This window comes from Gluconobacter sp. DsW_056 (genome assembly GCF_002153595.1).
GTDB classification, from domain to species: Bacteria; Pseudomonadota; Alphaproteobacteria; order Acetobacterales; family Acetobacteraceae; genus Gluconobacter; species Gluconobacter albidus.
This window is the reverse complement of record NZ_JOPF01000004.1, coordinates 1-13,479: the sequence shown is the minus strand read 5'-3', so window position 1 is coordinate 13,479 and position 13,479 is coordinate 1. Positions and strand designations below refer to the sequence as shown.

Genomic DNA, 13,479 nt, shown 5'->3' with positions numbered 1-13,479 from the left:
TCATGAATGACCGAAGCGCAAACGGGGAACTTACTGTAATTCTGCGGAAGGTTCTGAAAACAGAAAAGACGGAAGAGGCCAAGTTTGGCGACGCGTCCTCTTCCGTCTCCGAGTGAACCAAGAAGGAACACGAACGTGACGAATAACACACAAGCCATCACAGGCTCAAACCTTATTCCCTTCTCATTCGAAGGAGCAGAAGTCCGCGTATTCGATCAGATCGGAGAGCCTTGGTGGGTTCTGACCGATGTGTGCAAGGTGCTGGAGATCCGCAATTCTCGCGATGCCGCTGATCGGCTGGATGATGACGAAAAGGGGGTCGCTATTACCGACACCCTTGGCGGCCCGCAGGAAATGACGATCATTAAGGAGTCCGGCCTGTGGTCGCTCGTCCTGACCAGCAGCAAGGCAGCCGCCAAGCGTTTCAAGAAGTGGATCACAGCCGAGGTCATACCGTCCATTCGAAAGACGGGCGGTTATACGATGGCCGCGCCAGAGACACATGAACAGCTTGCAATGCGCGGGCTCACAGGCCTTCAATCCATTGTAGAGAAGCAGCGGGAGCAGCTGGCCATTGCCGAGCCAAAAGCAGCGGCTCTCGACCGGATCAGTGCGTCAGGCGGCGAGTTTGGCCTGACCGAAACGGCAAAAATGATTCAGGTGAAGCCGGGAAAATTCTTTGACTGGCTGGATCAGAACCGTTGCCGGTACAGTAAGGGTAGGGCCAAGATGGCCTATCAAGAACGCATTGATGCCGGATATCTCAAAAACCGGGCGAACCCTTACATCGACGCGAATAGTGAGCCGCAGGTTGGGAATACCATCAAGGTTACGGCGAAGGGACTGGCATGGTTCGCCAGAGTGGTTCCGGGCGCCGAACTTGATCCAATCTATGCGCACCTTACGGAGAACGACGCCAAGGCCGGCCTTCGCAATCTGGCGAAGAAGGCAGGTGCGCCCCCTTTCGCCAAGAAGCCGGAGCCGGTGTCATGAGCGCGCTGGTGTCACGAGACGGTATTATGCCGTCCTATCTGGCCTGGGTGAGTATCATGGACCGGAACATGACTCCCGACTTTCTGCCTCATGACCGAGCGGTCTACCGCTCCGACATGACCAGGTATATCGGGGATGGCCAGTATGTGCTTCGAACTATAGGCGAGCATATGGCGGTCTTTCGGGTTCAGTCGAAAGGCAAGATGCTCACCATCAGTCAAAGCGCTGGTGCCGAGCCTCAGAGCCTTACTCTCGAAAGCTTTGAGGCGATCTGCCTCGGTCCTGTTGTCGGGGCGTTCAAGGTCTATGACAACGGGTTGCTGAATGGAGAGACGCTCTCCGCTCGGCTGGCCGGAAATTATGCGACCGGGCTGCACCAGATTGCCGATGCACTCAGCAAAAAGAAAGCGCGGCAGGTCGAAGCCGCCTGAATACGGAGCCGCCCTTCGGGGCGGCTGTTTTTTTAGGAGGCTCTATAGGTGTATTTCTAAAATAGGGATAACTGGTTGACCGCCGGTGAAAGTCATTCACCCTGAGTGAACTGCCGGTGGAGTATTCACCATGACTAATATCGCCACGTATAGCGTAGGTCTCGGGGCGCACACTGATGGAGCAGTGTTTAATAAATTGGATAGCGTGTTGATCCACGCAAAATGGTTGTCCGACATGGGACGAAACCCACGCTACATTATTGAATATCATGGCGCAGAACCCCCGCGCATAATCTTGGAAGGCGAACAGCTTAAGGAAGCCATCCAGGATCTCTGAATACTTCTTCAAAGCCGCCTCTCACCGGGTGGCTTTTTTATTGCCTGAAAGGACCGTCATGCCCTTCCCAAACGTCACTCTTCCGTCTGTGTGGGATATTCCGGTCGCGGTTGAGTGCGACAGCAAGCCAGTCTTTGAACATCGTGTTGAACCAGCAGCTTGTCCGGCTCGACGTCTATCAGCGTTCCACCGGTCTTTTCATGGATGTATGGCAGAACAGCACGCGCGTCGTGGCGGGCGCGATCTGCCAGAACCTGAACCCAGTCATCCATGCGGACTATCTCGGTCTCGGTGGAGATTTTGTGTTCGTGGACACCCAAGGGGCCGAAGACCCGACCTATGACGGCCTTGGTGACAGGTTCGTTCTCACCTTTACGGCAGCATCCTGATGTCCAGCACAACAAAATCTCATGCGACGTTTCAAAGCAGTTTCACGAAAAAACGCATCGACGTCACGTTCCAGGTCGCTTCTGGGGCGTTAGGACCGACTGCGGACACGGATACTGTCACGCTCACCGAGCATCGCGTTCGGGCAACAATCACCAGCGAAGGAATGTGGCAGGGAGCAAATCTGAATCTCCGCGTCGAAGGCATGACTATGGCCATGATGAACCGGCTTTCGGTTGTAATTGGAGTGCCGGACGGCGAAGGCAGAAACAATCAGCTTGCTGTTGCCTCAACCGTTACAGTTCAGGCCGGAGACACCGAGCGCGGCATGAGCACGATCTTCAGTGGCGGCATCACAGAAGCATTTGTTGACTTCACAGGCGCGCCAAACGTGGCCCTAGTCGTGTCGTCAACTGACACCGTTCAGTCGGAGCAGCTTTTGCCGATCCCCTCGACCTTCCCCTGTGCAGTGCTCGTATCCACGATCTTTTCTCTTCTCGCTCGCAAGGCAACCGGCCTGAAAGAGACCGACACGGCGCCCGTGGCCGGGAATGGGGCTTTTGTGGACCATGGCCTGACGAGCTCCATGACAGTCACGAACTATTATGCCTGGGGCAGCGCGCTTCAGCAGATCCATGATCTCGCAACAAGCCTCCACGCCTTTTATGCCTTGGACGTTTCGGGCACCCTTCATGTCTGGGAGCAGAACGACAACACGAGCCGTGACAGTACAACCATCAAGATCAGCAACAAGACAGGCCTGATCGGATATCCCGCCTACAATCAAGCGGGGGTAAGCCTGACCTGTCTGTTCAACCCTGCGCTTGATCTGCGGACGCCGTTTGATCTCGAAAGTGAGTATCGGCCTGCTGGCTGGGTAGATAACGGGATGGGCCAGACCATTCCGAAGATGCCCTCTACCGGCCTCTGGCTCCCGTTATTCATCGCGCACGATCTCGCCTCCGAAATTCCGAACGGCCCGTGGTTTACTCAGGTCACCGCTATCCGAAATGACCTTCCCGCAAACCGTACGGTCTGAGAAATCCTATGCCAACAGTCCTAGATTCCCTCGTCATTCAGCTTGGCGTTGACGGTCGTGGTGTCGCAAAGAGCACGAAACAGGCCGGAACTGCGCTCAAGGCGCTTGAAGACCGCGCCGACCATACCCAGAGAACGCTCGCAGATGCGGGAAAGGTGGCGGCCGACAGTTTTTCCCGCGCCAGAGTAGAGGCAATTGCGCTTCTGGGCCTCTTCACGGGCGGCAGATCCATCAAGGCAGCGGTTGAGAGCGTTACGCAGTCCTACACCCAGCTTGGAAACGCGGCGCAAAGCCTGAACATGGACCCGCGCAAACTGACGGCTTACGGAACCGTTTTCAAAACGGTCGGAGGCAACGCCGAGGATGCGGCCGCAGCGATTAAGCAGATACAGGCCATGCAGTACGATCCCGCGCAGCGGGGAGCGTTGTCGAAGGCCATGAGCAATCTGAACGTCACAGATTATCTGAATGCGGACGGAACGATAAGGCAGGACGTTCTCGAGCGGATCAATCGCGGCGTGCAGGGCGTCAACCAGACAACCCGGAACCAGTTTCTCCCACAGGTTGGGATCTCCAGCGATGCTGCCAAGGCAGCAGTAGAATTAGCCCCGAAGGAGTTCGATCGTCGGTACAATTTCGGGTACGACAACGCACCTGACCAGAAGACCATAGACAGAGCCCGGGAACTGACGGACCACATGGTCGAACTGCATACCCAGACGAGCAAGTTCGGTCAGGATCTGGTTTCGGAATACACGCCTGAAATTGATGCTTTCGTTCAGAAGCTCCTCGAATGGGAGAAGGCAAACAAAGGGATCGTTGGGGGCCTGACGGAAATTGCGGGCGGCGTCGTGGTCCTGACGACAGTGGGTAGCGGCCTCATGGCCGTTATCGGCCCGCTCCTGATGCTCAAGAACCTCAAGCAGCTTGGTGCCATCAAAGAAGCGATGTGCGGGTGTGATTGTGCGGGCGGACCAGGAGGAGTGGCGAAAGATGGTAAGAAGGGCGGATCGACAGCCCTAACAGCAGCAGAAAAAACTGCAAAAGGCACAGCGGAAGGTGGCGCTCGTAAGGGCGCGGGACGCATTGTTACAGAAACTGGGACCTATCTGGCCAAAGGCGCAGACGCGAGCGGGTTTATTCTCCGTAAGTGGGCCCTCAGGCAGGGACTGCGCGCCATTCCAGTCATTGGGGAGCTTGCCGACCTTTATGGTGGGGGCCTCAACAATGGTGAAAGCGCTGCTGTGGCCCGTCTTCGAGCGCGCGGCGCGTTTGGCAAGCAAACCCCCTTCGAAAAATACGCTGGCGCGGTCGCGGGGATCGAAAGCGGCGGTCGGTATAACCTGATGGGCGGCGCAAACGGTGCCTATGCCGGGAAATACCAACTCAGCAGAGATGCGATCAGCGACGCCGCAAAATGGCTGCACGAAAGCGCACCAACGACCGGGCAGTTTCTCCACGACCCTGAGATGCAGGAGCGCTATTTCCAAGCGTTCACTGAGCAGAACCGCAAGGCTCTGATGCGCGACCCCACTTTTGCGGGCCTGTCCGAAGCCAAACAGTATGCCGTTCTCGGCTACGCCCATAACCAAGGCGCAGGCGGCGCTCGGAGCTGGCTCGATAGTGGCGAAGTCCGGCATGACGCGTTCGGAACGGCGGGAACGAAATACTCCGACGCGGTGCTGGCGGCTCTAAACCCGCCGCCTTCGGCAGCAAACCAGAACTCCAACACTACGACGAACAACCACTTCGATATCCACGTCACAGCGCATGGCAACGCCAATGGCGAGCAAATTGCCCAGGAAATCCACCGGGGTATCCAGCGCGCCCTTCCCTATTCCGTTCTGAGGACACAGCCGACATGACAGGCCATACCGCAGTATTTGCAAAAGGCATGGTTCAGCAGGCCATATCTGCCCTCGGCACAAACGTCCTGGTCAAGGTGTCCGCCGTGCATGCCGGTGACGGCATTGTCGGCACTGTGGACGTCACACCCATGGTCCACCAGCAGACAAGCGATGGGACTGCCGTTCCACATGGCACGATCTATGGCGTGCCGTACCTGCGCATTCAGGGCGGGGCCTGCGCCGTCATTGTGGACCCGGTGGCTGGTGATATCGGCTACATCATCATTTCTGGCCGGGACCAGTCGAACGTCGTGGCAACGCAAGCCCCTGCCCTTCCCGGCAGCACTCCATGGCGGACTGTGTCTATGTAGGCGGGTTCCTGAATGCCTCACCAGCGCACTACGTCCAGATCACCACCGATGGCGTCCGCATCGTCACGACTGGCAAGGTCACGGTTCAGGCGTCTGAAATGGACGTGAACTGCAATCTGAATGTGACAGGCACGATCAAGGCAACCGGCGATGTGCAGGCTGGCTCCGTGTCGCTGGAAAGTCATGTCCACGGCGGCGTTCAGTCCGGTTCAGGCAAGACTTCTACCCCTGAATAGTCTTGTACTTGGGCCCAGAACAAACTACTGTTCAGATAAATCCCCACACAAGCGCGCTGCGCGGGATACCCCATGAAATCGCTACTTCTCGACCGTTCGACGTGGGGGCTTGTCCTCGACGCGAATGGCAACCTTGCCGTCTGCACGGAGCCGTATTCCGTCATTTAGGATGTGGCGACCGCAGTTCGGACATGGCTTGGAGAGTGCTGGTACGACACCAGCCTTGGCCTGCCCTACGACAGCGGCATCTTCAATGGCGCGTCGTCCATCCCCCTTCTCCGCGCTCAAGCCGAACAGGCCGCCATGACTGTGCCGGGTGTGGCGGCAGCTCAATGTGTCCTGATCGGGCCGCGCGCAGACCGGTCAGTCGGCGGGGTGATTGCCGTAACGCTCACAACAGGAGAGACGCAGAGTGTCCAGTTCTGACGCCACCACGTCTGTCCCCGCCTGCTCCATGACTGCTGCGGGCTTTGTTGCCCCGTCTTAGCCGGACATCCTCGCGGGCGTTCAGGCCGACATCAACGCGGCTCTGGGCGGCAATGTAAATCCTGCCCTGAACACCCCGCAGGGCCAGCTTGCGACAAGCGAAACCGCCATCATTGGCGACTGCAACGATCAGCTTCTCGCCTTGTTCAACGGCTTTGACCCGCGGAATGCGATCGGCCGGCAGCAGGATGCTCTGGGCTATATCTATTTCATGACGCGCAATGCTGGCGAAGGCCGCGCGGCGTTCGAGGCGCGTCGTGAGGCAACCGTTGTCCGGGCCATCCAGTGCGCCCAGCAGACGTCAGATCCGGTCGTGGCGATGATTGCTGGACCGGTCACGATGGACCTGTCCGGGACATTCAGTCAGTCGGGATCGTTCTCGGTCTCAGCGTCATCAGCTCTGCCAGTCTTCGGGCTGCAAGCCGATGCCAGCCGGACGAAAGGCCAGACGATGAACGTCCAGGTGCAGTTCGTGCCTTTATCGGCACTGGCAGATGCTGAGGCTGGGCGGGAAGTCGGTTATGCCGGGGCGCTGCTGGGACAGAACGATGTTGTGCGGCAGGGGGGGGGGGCAGCGCGAATTGAGGCAGGCCGATCTGCGCTGGCAGCACATGTCGAGGTGCTGATCTCGTATGTCCCGCGCTGCCTTGAAGCGACAATGCGGCCATTCGTAGGCGTTAAGAAGAAGTAGGAATGGCCGCTAGGGGGGGGGAATTGCGACAGTCCGCTTTTTCCAGCCTTCTATCAACAAACAGGCATTGAGTAACGTCCTGACTCTATCGGTCCTCGTTCGCGGGAAAGGTCATTAACGATGATGGCGCTTAGGTTGGCAGGATAGGAGGTTGATAGTTGCCGTATCGTCAAAACGGTCTGGATGCGCCGTGAGCGGTAAAGAGATGACATCGCTGATCCGATGATCAGAATAGACGAACTTCCAATAGTGAAACCGGGCATCAAACCAAGGATTGTCATCAAACATCTCGTCCCATTCCAGCAGGTCACGCCGCAATGGTGATCCGGCGCCGTTGCTCTCTGTCCAGACAGCTGACTTGCAAATCGAGGCACGCTCGACGCGCACGATTAGCCGCCCATTGAGAGATGCCTTTCCATCAAGCTCCTCGTTGAGCACAATGTTGAGGTTATGGGTTAACTCCTCCAACGATTCCGGCCTGGCTCCCGCGAGGGCAGTGCCACCGATAAAGACGACGGAAATCAGGCTAAGAACAACGCGGATCATTGATATTGTCCTTTCAGAAATAGCATGGCCTCGTCATGCCGTCGCTTGATAAGACCGTCCATGATCTGGCCTTTCGAGCGCACTTGGTTTTCAATGATCCTGACGGCCTCCTGCTTGTCACCGCTGTTGATGGCGGCTCGCACTCCCCGCCAACCGGCCCCCGGATTGTAGACGAACGAGACTAGGGCATTTAACTCGTTCTGTGTCAGGTAGACATGGATACCCCGTCGCACGATCGCCTCGTAGCCGGGAAGATTGACCTGTAGCAGGTGCTTCTGCTGATCGTCTGTCAGACTGACGAGATTGTGGTTGACCTCGGCAAACCTTCTGGCGGCTTCGCCCCGCAATCCGGCACCCGCCGACACACGGGCCGCAATACCGGAGTTAACTCCAATATCTCGCAATTTCTGCTCGATCTCTGCCCGGAGACGATCGCGCATGTCATAGCCAGGCCCGAGCGTTACCCCGGACGCCCCGCCAGGCCAATGCAGATGGTTGCTGACACCCCTCTGCTCCTCATGGCGTTCAATAAAACGTTGTCCTTGCGCTGAGGTCGTAAGCGCGCTGGGAGCACGTGACAATTCTGACGACGACGGGGGGCCGGAAGCATTATAGAGACGATTTGTTCCAGACATAGCTCCTCACTTTCTATGGCAATTTGCCATAAATGCGCTCAAAAAGCAAATCCGCACATCGACCAGCCGAGATGCGTGACCCCGCAGCCCAATGTCTGCTCTCAAGAAAACAAGGACAGCCACAGATTGTCCGACACGAGGCGTGAGCAGAGGTTACCAACTCCTTGCCCTCACCATCTCCTCCAACCGGGTCGTGTAGCGAGCCGACAACAGGGACTGTCGCGGCGACCATGCCCGCGTGAAGATCTGACAGCTTGGAGGATATGCTCTCTGTGAGCGGCTGCTTAAGGCCATCCTCCTGTGTGCAGCCCTCACCAGCTGCACCAGCGTGCGCTATGTCCCCTACCCCACGCTCGTGACTTACTCCGACGCCGACCAGCAGGCGCTTGCAGGAGAGATGACGGCCCATTCCCAGCCGCAGACCATTCGCTGGATCGGGGATTACATCGGCCTGCGCGATCAGGTTCGGGCTTGCTCGAAGGCGAGGTGAACCTGTGAATTCGATGGAAGAGCACGGAATCGAACCAAAGCAATTTATTTTGGGGGCGCCAGTGGGGGCGCCTTCCTAAGGACGCACAAAAATATCTATTTTATGACAAGTAGATAGCTAGTTAGATCGACCGCCACTCTCTCCGCCAGATCCCCTTCTCAATCAGTCTCATGTTGTCTCAAAGCCTTGGTATATCCAGCGTTTTGCGCCATTCTCTTGCCCTATTCGTTCTCGTTTTGTCTCATCCTGTCTCGTTCTGAACCGGGTAGGCGGCGGGTATAATTTGGGAAGAGACCGGGTAGAGCCAAATGCTGACAGACTCGCAGGTCCGTGCGGCCAAGCCAAAAGACAAAGCCTTCAAGCTCACGGACGGCGGAGGGCTGTATCTGCAGGTGACACCCTCGGGCGGCAAGCACTGGCGCTATGAGATGATGCTCGGAAGGATCAAGGGCTGGCAGCGTGTTGCAACCCGCGATGACAGATGTCCGGCCGTATTCCTCTCAGCCATCTGCCTGGCAGCAACCGTCATCTTCTGGCTATGAGGCCCAAGCCTAGTTCTTTCATACCGGCTATTCCCCTTCAACGGTTCAATCCGCTCCATCTGATTCTGAGACAGCAAAACACTTCACTCACAGCTTTATCTCCATTTTCATTCTCGACATCAGTCAATTTGACGTTGCTGCTTTAAAAGGAAGCTCATGAAACAGATCCTTTTTGTCTTGCCGCTGTGTTGGGTAGGCGTAGCGCATGCACAGATGGCGCAGACATTTTCGCCATTTCAAATGCTGACATCTGCTCAGATGAACGCACTCGATCTTGCGAAAATGAACGTCACGAATGGAATGGCCGTTAACCCCACTCTGAGCGGCGGCCATGAGACGCTCACGCCGCCTGCTGGCGACAATAATCCGGCGATTGCCAGTACGGCTTATGTTGACCGGGCAGTGAACAATATCAGACTCCAGACGGTCTACCAGCGCACGATTACCGTCTGTGCGTCAGGCTGCAATTATGCCAGCGTGGTTGAGGGGTTCAACGCAGCACTCAATGCATCGCACAGGCTTGCAACGCATGGTGTGGTTACGGTCCAGATTGCGGATGGCACGTATCGCGAGCGCGATCAGGTCTTTACCAATGACCCTGCCTCATCTGCGGTGCAGATTCTTGGCAATCTGGCAGATAAGAGCAAAGTGCAGATCAACTTCACCAATATCGCCAGCACGAACCAGAGTGGGTTCATTGCCGTGGGTGGCGGCCAGATCGGTCTGATTGATGGCCTGACGATTAATGGTGTTGGAGCGCAGGCAACGAATACCGCCATGCAGACGACATGGAAAAACCAGTCTTATGGTGCGGGCATCATTGCGCAGGGCGGCTCAGTCATCAATCTGGGCTCGCATCTGGATATCGAGCATTTTTACTATGGCGTTGAAGCGGATGATGGTGGTGTGATCAATGCGCGCTTGGGCGGTGTTGCGGCTGGAGACGCTGGAGACGTTGCATTCATGGCGCGCGGCAATGGTGTGATTGTCTGCCCATCCTGCACGGCAAACCGTGCCAGCGACATGACCGATCCGAATACGGCCAAGCTGGGCTTTTGCTTTGATGCAGAACGCGGCGGCGCGCTCTATATCGACGGCTCGACCTGCACGGCTGCTGCAGTGAGCGGCGTCTATGCACTCACAAATGGCAAGGCATGGGCGCATAGCGTCACTGTCTCAAAACCTCTGCTTGCCTCGGCTATGGGTATTTACGCCCTGTCCGGAGGGGCTATTGAAGCGCAAGGCAGCACCATCACCGGTATGGGAACAGGCATCAACTCCCATGATGGCGGCTGGGTCGAGTGCAACGGCTGTTCCATCACTCGATCATCGGGCGACAATGTGATCGCTGACGGGGGCCTGTTTCTTGCATCTGGAGCGAAGAATACCGGAGCCGGTGCATACGGATACCACGCCATCCATCAGGGCACGATCCGCCTGTATGGCGCTGTTTCCAACACGAAAGGCAATGCCGCGGGGAACTTCAGCGCGGAAGGGGCGGGAACGCAAAATGGTGTTGCTTTCAGTGCATCATCCATTTTCGTCAGGAACTGACAGGGGTCATGGTGAAGGAAATTATTTGCGCATCTGCTTTAGCACTCAGGCTAGGGTATCTCGATTCAGAAAAAGGTTGACCGGGTCTTAAGTAAAAAAAACTCGATCTTCCCTCTCCGAAAACTTTAAAAAATTATTTTTCAAAAATTTCACCAGTCCGGCTAAGTTGGCCGCTGGCGTTACAAGCTCAAGACATCGGGAACGGGGGTTGACCGTTGGAAGCCGTTACGCCCCCGTCTACTGGCATGATGAGGCCTGTAATATAGGCGGCATCATCGCTGGCCAGGAATGTGATAGCGGCAGCCATGTCTTCCGCCTCCCCCAGGCGCTGTAACGGGACCCGGTCTTCAACGCTTTTCACGAAGGCTTCGTCCTTCACCGCCTCTGCCGTCATGGCCGTACGTGTGACGGAGGGGCAGATCGCATTGACACGCACACCATCTTTGCCGTGGTCCATGGCCATGACACGGGTGAGATTTACGACCCCTCCTTTGGCAACATCGTAATAGGCCGTGTTCCAGTCCCCGCGCATGCCGGAAACGGAGGCAGTGTTGACGATATTGCCTTTGGTCGTGATCAGCAGGGGAAGAAAGGTGCGGCTGACGTTCAGGGTGCCAGTCAGGGTCGTCGTGCAGACAGTGCCCCAGGTTTCCAGATCACAGTCCAGAACGGTGCCCATAGCCGTTACACCAGCATTATTTACCAGAACGTCAAGCTGATGGAAGTGCTTTTTAACGAATGTGCAGAGCGCCTCAACCTGCTCCGGAACAGAAATATCTGTCAGTGATGCTACTGCGTATTTCGGGTCCAGCGTCTTCATGACGTCATCAAGTTTTACCCTGTCCCGGTCAACAAGCACGACATGCGCGCCCTCTTCGAGGAACCGGAGCGCCGTTGCGCGACCAATTCCCGAAGCGGCACCCGTAACGAGGACTTTTTTACCTTCAAAGCGTGATAACCCATGGATAGGCATGAATAATGTCCCTGTGTTGCTGAGGACATAAAGTCTCGTCATGCCGGATGGTTGCCAGGCGTTCTGCGAGCAGCTTTTACAGGCCTGACATCCGCGAATTTGCCTTTTAGGATGCTGCCCATGGAATCATTCATTTTCTACGCTTGTGCCGCGGTGGCAGAGATCGCCGGGTGTTACGCCTTCTGGGCATGCTTCAGGATGTCTAAATCACCTTATTGGCTGATTCCCGGTCTCATTTCTCTGGTCATATTCGCTTTTCTGCTCACGCGCGTTGAAAGCGCGGAAGCAGGGCGCGCCTATTCTGTATACGGAGGGATATACATTCTCTTTGCGGTGCTCTGGATGTGGGGCGTGGAGGGCGTGCGTCCTGACCGCTGGGACATTTTCGGACTGACTCTGTGTCTGGCAGGCGCCGCAGTTATTTTCCTCGCCCCCCATCGGGGATGATGGGTTTACGCTGACCTAACGCTGTGCCGGATTTCAGGAAGCGTGAACCCCAAGGGCATCCAGAAGCAGTGTCCGGAGGGCTTCGAATGGGGGATCGGCATGTCGTCTCGGGCGCGGTAGCGGAATGGAAACATCCACGCGGATCCGGCCACGTTCCAGCACGACTATCCGGTCCGCCAGAAGCAGCGCTTCGTCGACGTCGTGAGTGACGAGCAGAACTGCACAACGATGTTTTTCCCACAGATCCGCCACCAACTGCTGCATTTTCAGACGCGTCAGCACATCCAGTGCCGCAAAGGGCTCATCCAGCATCAGAAAGGCTGGTTCCCGCACCAGCGCCCGTGCAAGTGCCGCACGCTGCGCCTCTCCCCCGGAGAGCGTGAGGGGCCATGCGGTTTTGCGGTGTGAAAGGCTGACTTCATCCAGAACGGTTTCCGCCCTCTGCCGGATGTCTTTGTCCTCCTGCCCCAGAACAACGTTTTTCCACACACGCTTCCATGGCAGAAGACGATGTTCCTGAAAAAAAACCGAGACATCCCGAGGCCGTTTCACGGATCCTTCCGTCACCGGATCAAGGCCCGCAAGCGTTCTCAAAAGCGTGGATTTTCCTGACCCACTATGTCCCAGCAAGGCTACGAACTCTCCCGGTGCGATGGCCAGATCCAGTCCATCCAGTACGGGAGCCCCGCCATTGAACCGCTTTGTCAGTTGCTCAACGATAATAGCAGTGCCGCGTCCGATTTCCTCCTCTGCCCTCTTCATCATGCCTGCTGCCCTTTCCTTCTGTCCGGGCGCCATGCAAGTAGTGCAGCTTCGAGAAAGCGGACGATCTGGTCGGACAGCAGGCCCAGCATGCCGTAAACCAGCAGACCGACGAGGATGATGTCTGTACGAAGGAAATCCTCAGCATCCATCATCATGTGACCGATGCCGCTTTCCGCGTTGACCTGTTCGGCCACGACGAGCATCAGCCACGAAACGCTAACCGCGTAGCGCAAACCCGTCAGGAAGTCCGGCAGGGCGCCGGGGAGAAATACATCTTTGATGGTCTGCCAGCGCGTCAGGCCCAGCGTTGAGGCCATCTCCAGCAGTTTGGGATCGATGGTCCGGATGCCTTTGTGAAGGTTCAGGTAGATCGGGAATGTCGCTCCAGGAGCCACAAGCAGGACCTTCGGGATCTCACCAATTCCAAACCAGAGAATGAACAGAGGCACTAGCGCTCGTGGACAAAGCTGATCCATAGGAAGGCTGCGGCGATCTGGACGAAGCCGAGGTAAGACTGCGCGGTCTTGTCGTAGCGGGTGGCAACACGCCGCCAGTTCTTGAGCCTGTTGAACATGCGCTCGATGCGGTTTCTGAGCTTGTAGGCGTGCCGATCGTGGCTGGCGGGGTTTCGCCTCCCGCGTTTGGCCGGGATCACTGGCCGCGCGCCGGTGTATGCGATGTCGGCCCGGGTCTGGTCGGCATCGTAGCC

General features: G+C 56.9%; 19 protein-coding genes and 1 pseudogene. 13 read left to right on the top strand and 7 right to left on the bottom strand.

Annotated features, from left to right (window positions below):
* The first annotated feature begins 135 nt into the window (after nucleotides 1-135).
* From HK22_RS03065 to HK22_RS15175, 10 genes are all read left to right on the top strand, one after another.
* Complete coding sequence (locus tag HK22_RS03065) at nucleotides 136-993, top strand: phage antirepressor KilAC domain-containing protein (protein ID WP_233142357.1); 858 nt, start codon at nucleotides 136-138, stop codon at nucleotides 991-993.
* Nucleotides 990-1,424 (top strand): hypothetical protein, encoded by a 435-nt coding sequence (locus HK22_RS03060; protein WP_086648309.1) that lies wholly within the window; start codon nucleotides 990-992, stop codon nucleotides 1,422-1,424. Before HK22_RS03065 ends, HK22_RS03060 begins: the two co-directional genes overlap by 4 nt.
* Before the next feature lie 130 nt (nucleotides 1,425-1,554).
* Nucleotides 1,555-1,761 carry a hypothetical protein gene (locus tag HK22_RS03055; RefSeq protein ID WP_086648308.1) on the top strand — a complete coding sequence of 69 codons (207 nt, stop codon included), beginning with the start codon at nucleotides 1,555-1,557 and terminating at the stop codon, nucleotides 1,759-1,761.
* A 110-nt stretch (nucleotides 1,762-1,871) separates the two neighbouring features.
* Nucleotides 1,872-2,150: a hypothetical protein gene (locus tag HK22_RS03050; protein ID WP_143412371.1), complete on the top strand. Its 279-nt coding sequence runs from the start codon at nucleotides 1,872-1,874 to the stop codon at nucleotides 2,148-2,150.
* Nucleotides 2,150-3,187 (top strand): baseplate hub protein, encoded by a 1,038-nt coding sequence (locus HK22_RS03045; RefSeq protein WP_086648306.1) that lies wholly within the window; start codon nucleotides 2,150-2,152, stop codon nucleotides 3,185-3,187. The genes HK22_RS03050 and HK22_RS03045 overlap by 1 nt, the downstream gene beginning before the upstream one ends.
* 8 nt (nucleotides 3,188-3,195) lie before the next feature.
* Entirely contained in the window at nucleotides 3,196-5,052 is a 1,857-nt protein-coding gene (locus HK22_RS03040; RefSeq protein ID WP_086648305.1) for a hypothetical protein, read from the top strand.
* Entirely contained in the window at nucleotides 5,049-5,405 is a 357-nt protein-coding gene (locus HK22_RS03035) for a hypothetical protein (RefSeq protein ID WP_086648304.1), read from the top strand. The genes HK22_RS03040 and HK22_RS03035 overlap by 4 nt, the downstream gene beginning before the upstream one ends.
* Nucleotides 5,384-5,641, top strand: coding sequence for a hypothetical protein (locus HK22_RS03030; protein WP_086648303.1), 258 nt, complete (start codon nucleotides 5,384-5,386; stop codon nucleotides 5,639-5,641). Before HK22_RS03035 ends, HK22_RS03030 begins: the two co-directional genes overlap by 22 nt.
* A gap of 171 nt (nucleotides 5,642-5,812) precedes the next feature.
* The gene (locus HK22_RS03025; RefSeq protein ID WP_233142355.1) at nucleotides 5,813-6,067 is read left to right on the top strand and encodes a hypothetical protein; all 255 of its coding nucleotides are present in this window, start codon (nucleotides 5,813-5,815) and stop codon (nucleotides 6,065-6,067) included.
* 202 nt (nucleotides 6,068-6,269) lie between these two features.
* Entirely contained in the window at nucleotides 6,270-6,818 is a 549-nt protein-coding gene (locus HK22_RS15175; RefSeq protein ID WP_198945469.1) for a hypothetical protein, read from the top strand.
* A 114-nt stretch (nucleotides 6,819-6,932) separates the two neighbouring features.
* On the opposite strand, the gene HK22_RS03015 is transcribed toward HK22_RS15175, so the two are convergent.
* From HK22_RS03015 to HK22_RS15285, 3 genes are all read right to left on the bottom strand, one after another.
* Nucleotides 6,933-7,364, bottom strand: a complete 432-nt coding sequence (locus HK22_RS03015) for a hypothetical protein (RefSeq protein WP_086648302.1) — start codon at nucleotides 7,362-7,364, stop codon at nucleotides 6,933-6,935.
* Nucleotides 7,361-7,804, bottom strand: coding sequence for a glycoside hydrolase family protein (locus tag HK22_RS03010; protein WP_086648301.1), 444 nt, complete (start codon nucleotides 7,802-7,804; stop codon nucleotides 7,361-7,363). Before HK22_RS03010 ends, HK22_RS03015 begins: the two co-directional genes overlap by 4 nt.
* 348 nt (nucleotides 7,805-8,152) lie before the next feature.
* Nucleotides 8,153-8,293 (bottom strand): DUF4113 domain-containing protein, encoded by a 141-nt coding sequence (locus tag HK22_RS15285; protein WP_086648300.1) that lies wholly within the window; start codon nucleotides 8,291-8,293, stop codon nucleotides 8,153-8,155.
* Between the two features lie 504 nt (nucleotides 8,294-8,797).
* On the opposite strand from HK22_RS15285, the gene HK22_RS15420 reads away from it, so the two are divergent.
* The gene (locus tag HK22_RS15420) at nucleotides 8,798-9,031 is read left to right on the top strand and encodes an Arm DNA-binding domain-containing protein (RefSeq protein ID WP_086648299.1); all 234 of its coding nucleotides are present in this window, start codon (nucleotides 8,798-8,800) and stop codon (nucleotides 9,029-9,031) included.
* 258 nt (nucleotides 9,032-9,289) lie between these two features.
* Nucleotides 9,290-10,585, top strand: a complete 1,296-nt coding sequence (locus tag HK22_RS02995; RefSeq protein ID WP_143412370.1) for a hypothetical protein — start codon at nucleotides 9,290-9,292, stop codon at nucleotides 10,583-10,585.
* 187 nt (nucleotides 10,586-10,772) lie between these two features.
* On the opposite strand, the gene HK22_RS02990 is transcribed toward HK22_RS02995, so the two are convergent.
* On the bottom strand, nucleotides 10,773-11,558 hold the full coding sequence (locus HK22_RS02990) for an SDR family NAD(P)-dependent oxidoreductase (RefSeq protein WP_086648469.1): 786 nt from the start codon (nucleotides 11,556-11,558) through the stop codon (nucleotides 10,773-10,775).
* Between the two features lie 120 nt (nucleotides 11,559-11,678).
* Here HK22_RS02990 and HK22_RS02985 point away from each other — a divergent pair, with 120 nt between their 5' ends.
* Nucleotides 11,679-12,005: a YnfA family protein gene (locus tag HK22_RS02985; protein WP_086648468.1), complete on the top strand. Its 327-nt coding sequence runs from the start codon at nucleotides 11,679-11,681 to the stop codon at nucleotides 12,003-12,005.
* Between the two features lie 33 nt (nucleotides 12,006-12,038).
* Here HK22_RS02985 and HK22_RS02980 read toward each other — a convergent pair whose 3' ends face one another.
* From HK22_RS02980 to HK22_RS02970, 3 genes and pseudogenes are all read right to left on the bottom strand, one after another.
* Nucleotides 12,039-12,767, bottom strand: a complete 729-nt coding sequence (locus HK22_RS02980; protein ID WP_086648467.1) for an ABC transporter ATP-binding protein — start codon at nucleotides 12,765-12,767, stop codon at nucleotides 12,039-12,041.
* A pseudogene (locus HK22_RS02975) lies at nucleotides 12,767-13,225 on the bottom strand (ABC transporter permease); the annotation flags it as partial. The pseudogene HK22_RS02975 and the gene HK22_RS02980, both read right to left, overlap by 1 nt.
* A partial coding sequence (locus HK22_RS02970; protein ID WP_143412369.1) for a transposase occupies nucleotides 13,219-13,479 on the bottom strand: 261 nt, incomplete at its 5' end. The gene HK22_RS02970 and the pseudogene HK22_RS02975, both read right to left, overlap by 7 nt.

Coding starts and splice junctions, on each gene's coding strand:
- HK22_RS03060 (WP_086648309.1), top strand. CDS start 990: ATGAGCGCGCTGGTGTCACGAGACGGTATTATGCCGTCCTATCTGGCC.
- HK22_RS03055 (WP_086648308.1), top strand. CDS start 1,555: ATGACTAATATCGCCACGTATAGCGTAGGTCTCGGGGCGCACACTGAT.
- HK22_RS03045 (WP_086648306.1), top strand. CDS start 2,150: ATGTCCAGCACAACAAAATCTCATGCGACGTTTCAAAGCAGTTTCACG.
- HK22_RS03040 (WP_086648305.1), top strand. CDS start 3,196: ATGCCAACAGTCCTAGATTCCCTCGTCATTCAGCTTGGCGTTGACGGT.
- HK22_RS03035 (WP_086648304.1), top strand. CDS start 5,049: ATGACAGGCCATACCGCAGTATTTGCAAAAGGCATGGTTCAGCAGGCC.
- HK22_RS03030 (WP_086648303.1), top strand. CDS start 5,384: ATGGCGGACTGTGTCTATGTAGGCGGGTTCCTGAATGCCTCACCAGCG.
- HK22_RS03015 (WP_086648302.1), bottom strand. CDS start 7,364: ATGATCCGCGTTGTTCTTAGCCTGATTTCCGTCGTCTTTATCGGTGGC.
- HK22_RS03010 (WP_086648301.1), bottom strand. CDS start 7,804: ATGCGCGATCGTCTCCGGGCAGAGATCGAGCAGAAATTGCGAGATATT.
- HK22_RS15285 (WP_086648300.1), bottom strand. CDS start 8,293: ATGGCCTTAAGCAGCCGCTCACAGAGAGCATATCCTCCAAGCTGTCAG.
- HK22_RS15420 (WP_086648299.1), top strand. CDS start 8,798: ATGCTGACAGACTCGCAGGTCCGTGCGGCCAAGCCAAAAGACAAAGCC.
- HK22_RS02995 (WP_143412370.1), top strand. CDS start 9,290: ATGAACGCACTCGATCTTGCGAAAATGAACGTCACGAATGGAATGGCC.
- HK22_RS02990 (WP_086648469.1), bottom strand. CDS start 11,558: ATGCCTATCCATGGGTTATCACGCTTTGAAGGTAAAAAAGTCCTCGTT.
- HK22_RS02985 (WP_086648468.1), top strand. CDS start 11,679: ATGGAATCATTCATTTTCTACGCTTGTGCCGCGGTGGCAGAGATCGCC.
- HK22_RS02980 (WP_086648467.1), bottom strand. CDS start 12,767: ATGAAGAGGGCAGAGGAGGAAATCGGACGCGGCACTGCTATTATCGTT.